Raw genomic sequence first — 7,038 nt, forward strand, 5'->3', positions numbered from 1 at the left:
CCCGGTGAAATCAGCTCCGTGGCAGCCGGCGCAGTAGTTCAGGCCGGTGGCGATCAGACGTTCGGCGTGGAAGTCCTCGTGGCCGCTCTGCAGCCAGCCGGCGGCGGGGTGGCCGCTGGGGCCGTCGTGGCACTCGAAACAGCTTCTGCCCGTGTTCCCGCCGCTGAAATCCGCTCCGTGGCAGGTGGCGCACTCATCCAGCCCGCGGATCGTGGCCTCGAGGCCGTGGAAATTGGCGTGCGCCGGATCGAGGAAGCCCTCGTCGGGGTGCCCGCTGGGACCGTTATGGCAATCCCAGCAGGTGACATTGGTGTAACCGCCCCTCAGGTCCGCTCCGTGGCAGGCCGCGCAGTAGTTTTCACCATTGGTGTCGTAACGGTCGCCGTGGAATGCGTTGCCCCTGTCAACAAAACCGGTGGCCGGGTGCCCGCTCTCGGATGGATGGCAGGTATTGCAGCTCTGGCCGCTGGTGCCGCCGTTGAAATTCTCACCGTGACAGCGTGCGCAGTCTTCCAGCCCACGAGTTACGGTAGCCTGGTTATGTCCTCCACCATAAAAACGAACGGAGTATTTCAGCCAAACAGCTTCCCTAGGATGTCCGCTGGGTCCGTTGTGGCAGTAGTAACAACTCGTACCACCATGTTCCTTACCGCGGTAGTCCTCACCGTGGCATTCCGTGCATCCCCCGGTTCCCTCGGTCGCCACAACGTCACCGTGGTAATTGGCACTGGAAGAGAGGAGGTAGCCCTCCGGATGGCCGCTGGGACCGTCGTGGCACTGGTAGCACGAGGTGCCGCCGTGGTCCTCGCCGCGGTAGTCCTCGCCGTGGCATTCCCCGCACGAGATCAAGCCGACCGCGGCGATTTTCCGCCCGTGGAAATCCTCGCTGGTCGATTTCATCCAGTCCGCCGGATGGACATCGCCGGCCGGATCGTGGGGGCTCTTACGTTCGGCGCAGCCGCCGGCCAGGGCAAGCGCCAGAGCCAGCGGCATGACAGACAAGATGTAGAGGCGCTTGGTCATTGATCTTCTCTATTCGCCGTGGCAGACCGCGCAGACCGGGTCGGCCCCGGTTTCCTCGCCGTGGCAGGACGTGCACTGTTCCAGGTTGATCCGCGCCTCGATCGCGTGACGGCCGCCGGAGGTCCGGCTGGCCCACAGGCCGCGCTGATGGGAACGCGGATAGACATTCTCTTCGAAATGGCACTCGGCGCAGAAATCCCTGCTCTCGTGGCAGGCCGCGCATTCGATGCGGCCTGAGCGGACGTCCAGCGGGTGCTTGAATTCGTAGCCCGGCGGGTGGGGACGGTTGCCGAAAAACAGGTTGTCGCCCTGGTGACACTCCATGCACCAACTGCGTTGGTGGCATGCCATGCAACTCTCTGCATTGTCGATCTTGGCATCGTCTCCGTGCTGGCGGTGGCGGATCCATTGCGAGAAGTTGTGGTCGGCAGGAATTTTACCGCGCTTCTCCTGTATCTTGCCGCGTCCCTCAAGGTGGCAGGTTGTACACGCATTGGGAGCCCGCATCCCATTGTGGCAGTCAATGCAGAGGTCCATAACGGGGTAAGTTCCCATCCCGGGCAGATGCAAATCAGCCGCACTTGCAGAAGACGAAACGCCCTTGTGGCAGAGGTCGCAGGCGAATTCCTGCTCGATGTGCACCTGGTGGTTGAACAGGGGGCTGTAGTCCTCGACCCGATAGTAAACATCGAGGTTATCCATGTCCGGGTGGCACAAGGAGCAGTTGTCGGTATCCTCGATGTCGTGGCAGGCCTCGCAAACGTCCATGCCGGGTATCAGGTTGTCCGTGCCCGAGATGCTTTCGGCGGCTCCGGCGTGGCAGGTCTCGCACTCCAGCTCCATCCCTTCCACATGCATGTCATGGGGGAAAATGATCGTAGGCTGGCTGCCGGTGGAGGATACCGCCACGGCTGCGAGCGCCAGTGCCAGCGCCAGGACTGCCGTGCAGGCGAGATTTATTTTTCGCTTAGTGGTTTTCATGGCCCATGCTTGTAGTGTGTCTGAAAGCGCTGGTGAAATTGACGTTCAGGTTGATCAGCACGCGCCAGTCCTTGCCGAACATGTCGTTGTTGACATCCTCGAACTCGATACCCGCCTCCACAACCTCGCTCGGTTTCCAGTGCATGCCGAAAATAGTGCTGAACAGGTAGTCGCGGTCGGACTCGTTGTCCAACTCGTAGTAGCGGAAGCGCGAGTAATCGAATGTGCCGAACAACTCGAACTTGTGGTGCGCCAGCGGGAGGCTGCCGCCGAGGGCGAACCCATCCTCGTCGCCGCCGAAGCCGTGGCCCATGTAGTAGTTGGCCCAGCCGTAGGGGCCGGAGGCGCCGAGGGTGAGATAGCCGCTGGTCTCGTCCTCCATCATGATCGAGGAGTAGCTGGCGTTAAGCGAGACCTCGTTTTTCAGGAAGATATTCACGCCGCCGCGGAGCTGGTTGTTGCCCTCCGGCTCGAACTTCCGGCGGTAGTAGCTCTGGTAGAACAGGCGCGGCTGGTAGTGTTTGAACTCGCCGAAGAAGTTGAACTTCTTGTGGCCCTGGTAGCGCAGCCGGACCTGGCCTTTCTGGATCTGGTCGGTCAGCATGTTAAAGTCCAGGCGGCTGTAAAGCTTGAACCCGTTGGGCAACGTGGCGTCGGCGTTGACCCCGAACTCGCGGAAAGCGGTTTCACCGTAGCGGTTTTTCTGGTACCAGCCCGCTCCGATAGTCAGTTCGGAGACAGGCTTCACGCGGACATACAGGCCGCCGGAGCCGGCCCTGTCATAGCCTCTGGAGTCGAACTTGCGGGAGAAGGGGCTTTCCGAGCCGACATAGCCGGTGAACTTGAATTTAGGACTTTTGCTCAGTTCGAGCTTGACCCCGTCCAGCGTCATGCTCCCCGGGCCCAGGTGCAGCCACTGGCGGCCCACGCTCAGTTTACCGCCCCGGGTGTCCCACTGCAGATAAGCATTGTACATCCGCCAGTTGGGGTCGGAGGAGTAATCGACACTCAGGTCGTCGGAGAGGCGCATGTAGGTATTGAAGCTGACCGAGTTCTTTTCGCCCACGCCCTTGAGCTTGAGGCGCAGGTACTGGTAGAAACGGTAGTTTTCGTCGGATTCAGCGAGGTCGTCGTGGTGCAGGTGCTCGTAGCTGTAGAGACTGGAGCGGGCCTGGCCGGTATAGAGGAAAGTCATCGCCCGGCTCAGCGACGGCAGCAGGAGGCAGACCGTCAGGGCGCAAATCGCAAGTTTTGGTTCAAGCCTGGTCATCGGTTCAATCTAGCTTAAGGAGATCGTGCCGGAGAGGGCTTGTCCGGCCCCGGTAGGTTGCAACATCGCAACATTTTAAAAGTTTGATAATACTTTGTCAACAGTTTTCTATGTTATTGATTGACTGGATATTATGAGAATGATAATTAATTTAAAATACCCTTTCCGACACCGGAATTCAGATTGTGCTTAATTTCACCATCCCGGTCTGAGTGGATTAACGAAGTGAACCGGAAATGGTATCACCGGCGGAGATAATTGTTGCAATGCGGGAAAAGAAGGCGGATTAGCTTGAGAGGTCCACCTGCTGGACAGGGAAGGGAAATGGCCGGATTATGTCCGTTCGATCATTCCTTGGCCGCTGTCGAATCACCCAGCGACTGCAGTTTGTGCAGCAGGTCGATCAGGTCCTGGTCGCGCTGCCGGGCAGCCTCATCGAAGGATATTACCCGCTGCAGGGGCCCGTACCTCCCATCAAAAAGGGATGTGGAGAGTGAGATAATCAAGTTGCCGGAGGAATCGAACTTATGGTAGACCGGCGAGTGCTCGTCCCAGCCCAGGTAAATCAGCTCCTCGAGCAAAAAATCCGGTATCTCGCTAACAATCGATGGTTCGGCCGCAGGCCGCAGGTCGAGCAGAAACTCGTTCGGGATCCCGCGCGGAACAGACGGCAGGGGACCCTCCGCGTCGTCGCCGCAGCCGATCGCCAGCAGGACAGACACGGATAGCAGTAATGAGATAGCCAGCCTGGTCAACTCGCACCGTTCCGTCGTATTATGGAAAAAGGCCCGGAAATTACCCCTCCTAAGATTGTAATAAGCATTCCGGAAGATAATTGCAAGTTTTTCTCAAAGAGAAAAAGGCCGATAGTTCGGATAAAAGACAACCGGGCGGTCAGCGGGTGGCGGTATAGAGATAAGTTACCCCGAAGGTGAGCTTTTTCGCCGACGGCTCTCGGAAGCCGGCCTCGTGCAGGCTGGCGGTTATCCGCGCCGGGGGCAGGAACGACTGGATCGAGCTGGAGAGGTAGCTGTACGCCCCGCTGTCTGCCGAGAGCAGCCTGCCGGCTGCCGGCACGGCGATCCTGAGGTATGGTTTATAGAGCGCGCGCAGGAACCTGCCCTCCGGCGGAGCGAATTCCAGGATCGCCACGGTCCCGCCGGGCCGCAGCACCCGTGCGATCTCGCCCAGGCCGCGGGCGAGGTCCTCGAAATTGCGCACGCCGAAGGCTACCGAAACGAAATCGAATTGCCCGGCTCTGAACGGCAGCACCAGGCCGTCGGCGCAGCAGGTGGAGAGCGCAAACTTGCTCCGGGAGAATTTAGCGGCCGCCGCGGCGCACATCCGGCTGGAGAAATCAGCGGCCACAACCCGGCAGCCGCCCTCCAGGCCGCGGGCCAGCTCCAGGGCCACAGCGCCGGTGCCGCAGCAGAGATCGAGACCGGTCCGGGGGTTGCGCGCCGCCACGGCGCGGGTGAGCGCGCGCCGCCAGGCGCGGTCGCGGCCGCCGCTCAGCAGAGCGTTGAGCAAGTCGTAGCGGCCCGCGATCCTGTCGAACATGGATTGGACGTCAGTTGCTTTCGGCAAACCGGTCGATCCCCAAAAAAGTAACCGGCAACCGCTTTGGCCGCGGTCGCCGGATTTTTTCTCGTGACAATGATCCGTGGCAGCTACTGGCTTTTGAGTTCCTCCACCATCGCGGCCATGTTCTCGGCCGGGACGTCCTTGGGCACGTCGTGGGCCGGGCTGAACACGTAGCCGCCGTCGCGGCCGATAGTGTCGCACAGCCAGCGGGTTTTTTCGCGCACCCCTTCGGCGGTGGCGCCCGGCAGGGTGCGCTGGGTGCTCATCCCGCCGAAAAAGCTCATCCTGTCCCCGTGGCGGCGCTTGATCTCGACAATATCCATCACCTCGGGCTGGAACGGGTTGAACATCTCGACCCCGATCTCGATCAGCTCGCCCATGATCTCGCTCACGTCGCCGCAGGAGTGGATCATCACGTGCATCCCCGCCTCCTTGCAGGCCTTGTACTCGGCCGCGGCGCGGGGCTTGAAAAACTCACGCCACATCTCGGGGCCCATGATCAGGCCGTGCTGCTGGCCCCAGTCGTCGCCGAACAGGATTGCGTCGATATCGTAGCGCGCGGTGCCCTCGATAATTTTCAGGTTCCACTCCAGGATCGCATCCAGCAGCTCGTGGACAAACGCCGGGCGCTCGACCATGTCCATCAGCAGGTTCTCCAGTCCTCTCAGGGTCCAGGCCCGCTCGAACAGGGTGAAGCCGAAATCGTTGACCCGGAATAAATCAGGATTCCGCTCGCCGAACGTGTCGAAGCCGGCCCAGCGTTTCTGCTCGAACGGGTCCGGGAATTCAAAACCGTCCAGAGTCGGCTCGGGGAGCACCAGTGCGCCGTGATCGACATTGCCGATATCCTTGTCCAGGGTCCTGTCCCAGATAACCCCGAACTCGTCGCGCCAGAAATCGGGCCTGACCTCCTGCCAGGTGTCGGCGGCCACGGCCTCGGTTTTGGCGAAATGGTTGCCTATCGCCCGGTCGAGATCCTCGGTGCCCAGCAGGTCCGAGAGCTTTTCACGCGCCGGGATCGTGAAGGTGATATGCCAGGGAGTGACATCGGGCTGCTCGTGGTTGAGCGCCATGATAACTCGTTCGCGGGGTGTCATCGCTCGCCGTCCGCCTCGTTTACAAGTTTACGGGGATGGTTGCTTTTAGCGCTGATTCGTTCTATTTCGATCCGGACTACTGCCGTGCGGCCCAGTACTTTTTCGCTGTAAGGACCCTCGGGACCACCGTACTGGCGCATGATCGTATCCAGGGCCGCCTTGCGCTGGTGCGGGTCCCGAACCAAGACAGCCGTTCCCCAACCGATAACGCTGCTGTAGGCCATGGTCCAGCCGCAGGCGCTTTCCGCTTTAATTACACCGACATCGGCCTCGAGTTCGAAACAGACCCTGACGCCGTGGTTCAGCATGCCCAGCTTGCGGCCATCGGGCGCGCAGTGGAAATAGAGCGACCCCCCCGTCGTAGCCGAAACAGACCGGCACCAGATACGGTTCGCCCTCGCTGAGGAAAGCCAGGCGGCAGACAGCGGCCCGCCGGATTATCCGGTCGATTTCCCGGCGGTCGGTGATTTCACTTTCGTCCCGGCGCAATTTTTCTGTCCGGTAAATATGGAGGGGTAAGTGGAAACCTGTAGTTACGTGAATTTAATTCCCGCCGCTTGGGGACGCAAGCGCGGGCGGGGGAAGAGAGGCCGATGGCTTAAACGCCCGCCGGCGTCTTCAGGCACTTGCATCAGAGTGGGAATCTTTTCCAGCTCACCAGGCCAGACGGCCCGGAGCGTGGTCCCGCAGTTCCAGTTCCAGGCTTTCCTCCATCACGTACTCATCGCTGCGGCGGCGGGTACGGGACTCGAGTTTGAGCGGTCCCTCGCCGGAGGCGCTGAATACTGCCGCTCTCGTATCGACCCCGGGGCCGGGCAGCGAGGAGCGGTAGACATAATGGCCCGCCCCGAACCGTCCGGGGCCCAGCAGCCGGCCGAAAAAATCGTAGCGGCCGTGAATGCCGGGGACGCCGGGGAAATTGAAGATCCGCAGGTCCACGTAGCCGCCGTTGGCGAACGCGGCGGGCAGCATGAACTCCAGCTCGCTGCCCCGGTCGTACCAGAGCGCGTTGCGCAGCACAGCCACTTCCCAGTCCATCTGCGATTTGATCCGGCGGATATGCTCGCTCTGCCGTCCGCTGCC

The 7,038-nt window shown here is 61.0% G+C and carries 8 protein-coding genes and 1 pseudogene; all 9 read right to left on the reverse strand.

All coding sequences use genetic code 11. From position 1 onward, the window contains the following. Positions 1-1,023 (reverse strand): hypothetical protein (locus FVQ81_04595; protein MBW7995848.1); only part of this gene is annotated, 1,023 nt, incomplete at its 3' end. Positions 1,024-1,032: 9 nt separating this feature from the next. Beyond that, the gene (locus FVQ81_04600) at positions 1,033-2,004 is read right to left on the reverse strand and encodes a hypothetical protein (protein MBW7995849.1); all 972 of its coding nucleotides are present in this window, start codon (positions 2,002-2,004) and stop codon (positions 1,033-1,035) included. Continuing rightward, a complete protein-coding gene (locus FVQ81_04605) occupies positions 1,991-3,274 on the reverse strand; it encodes a hypothetical protein (GenBank protein ID MBW7995850.1) in 1,284 nt (427 codons plus the stop codon). Before FVQ81_04605 ends, FVQ81_04600 begins: the two co-directional genes overlap by 14 nt. 347 nt (positions 3,275-3,621) lie before the next feature. Beyond that, on the reverse strand, positions 3,622-4,029 hold the full coding sequence (locus FVQ81_04610) for a hypothetical protein (protein MBW7995851.1): 408 nt from the start codon (positions 4,027-4,029) through the stop codon (positions 3,622-3,624). 139 nt (positions 4,030-4,168) lie between these two features. Then, the gene (locus FVQ81_04615; GenBank protein ID MBW7995852.1) at positions 4,169-4,861 is read right to left on the reverse strand and encodes a ubiquinone/menaquinone biosynthesis methyltransferase; all 693 of its coding nucleotides are present in this window, start codon (positions 4,859-4,861) and stop codon (positions 4,169-4,171) included. Between the two features lie 83 nt (positions 4,862-4,944). Continuing rightward, complete coding sequence (locus FVQ81_04620; GenBank protein ID MBW7995853.1) at positions 4,945-5,955, reverse strand: hypothetical protein; 1,011 nt, start codon at positions 5,953-5,955, stop codon at positions 4,945-4,947. Then, entirely contained in the window at positions 5,952-6,380 is a 429-nt protein-coding gene (locus tag FVQ81_04625) for a pyridoxamine 5'-phosphate oxidase family protein (protein MBW7995854.1), read from the reverse strand. The genes FVQ81_04620 and FVQ81_04625 overlap by 4 nt, the downstream gene beginning before the upstream one ends. Further along, a pseudogene (locus tag FVQ81_04630) lies at positions 6,358-6,498 on the reverse strand (hypothetical protein). Before FVQ81_04630 ends, FVQ81_04625 begins: the two are co-directional and overlap by 23 nt. 111 nt (positions 6,499-6,609) lie before the next feature. Further along, the gene (locus tag FVQ81_04635; protein ID MBW7995855.1) at positions 6,610-6,993 is read right to left on the reverse strand and encodes a hypothetical protein; all 384 of its coding nucleotides are present in this window, start codon (positions 6,991-6,993) and stop codon (positions 6,610-6,612) included. Positions 6,994-7,038 lie beyond the last annotated feature (45 nt).

The organism is Candidatus Glassbacteria bacterium (assembly GCA_019456185.1).
Classification (GTDB): Bacteria; Gemmatimonadota; Glassbacteria; order GWA2-58-10; family GWA2-58-10; genus JAJRTS01.

Bases quoted from the DNA above. Each gene is read 5' to 3' on its own strand.
- FVQ81_04600 (MBW7995849.1), bottom strand. From the start codon at position 2,004: ATGAAAACCACTAAGCGAAAAATAAATCTCGCCTGCACGGCAGTCCTG.
- FVQ81_04605 (MBW7995850.1), bottom strand. From the start codon at position 3,274: ATGACCAGGCTTGAACCAAAACTTGCGATTTGCGCCCTGACGGTCTGC.
- FVQ81_04620 (MBW7995853.1), bottom strand. From the start codon at position 5,955: ATGACACCCCGCGAACGAGTTATCATGGCGCTCAACCACGAGCAGCCC.
- FVQ81_04635 (MBW7995855.1), bottom strand. From the start codon at position 6,993: ATGGACTGGGAAGTGGCTGTGCTGCGCAACGCGCTCTGGTACGACCGG.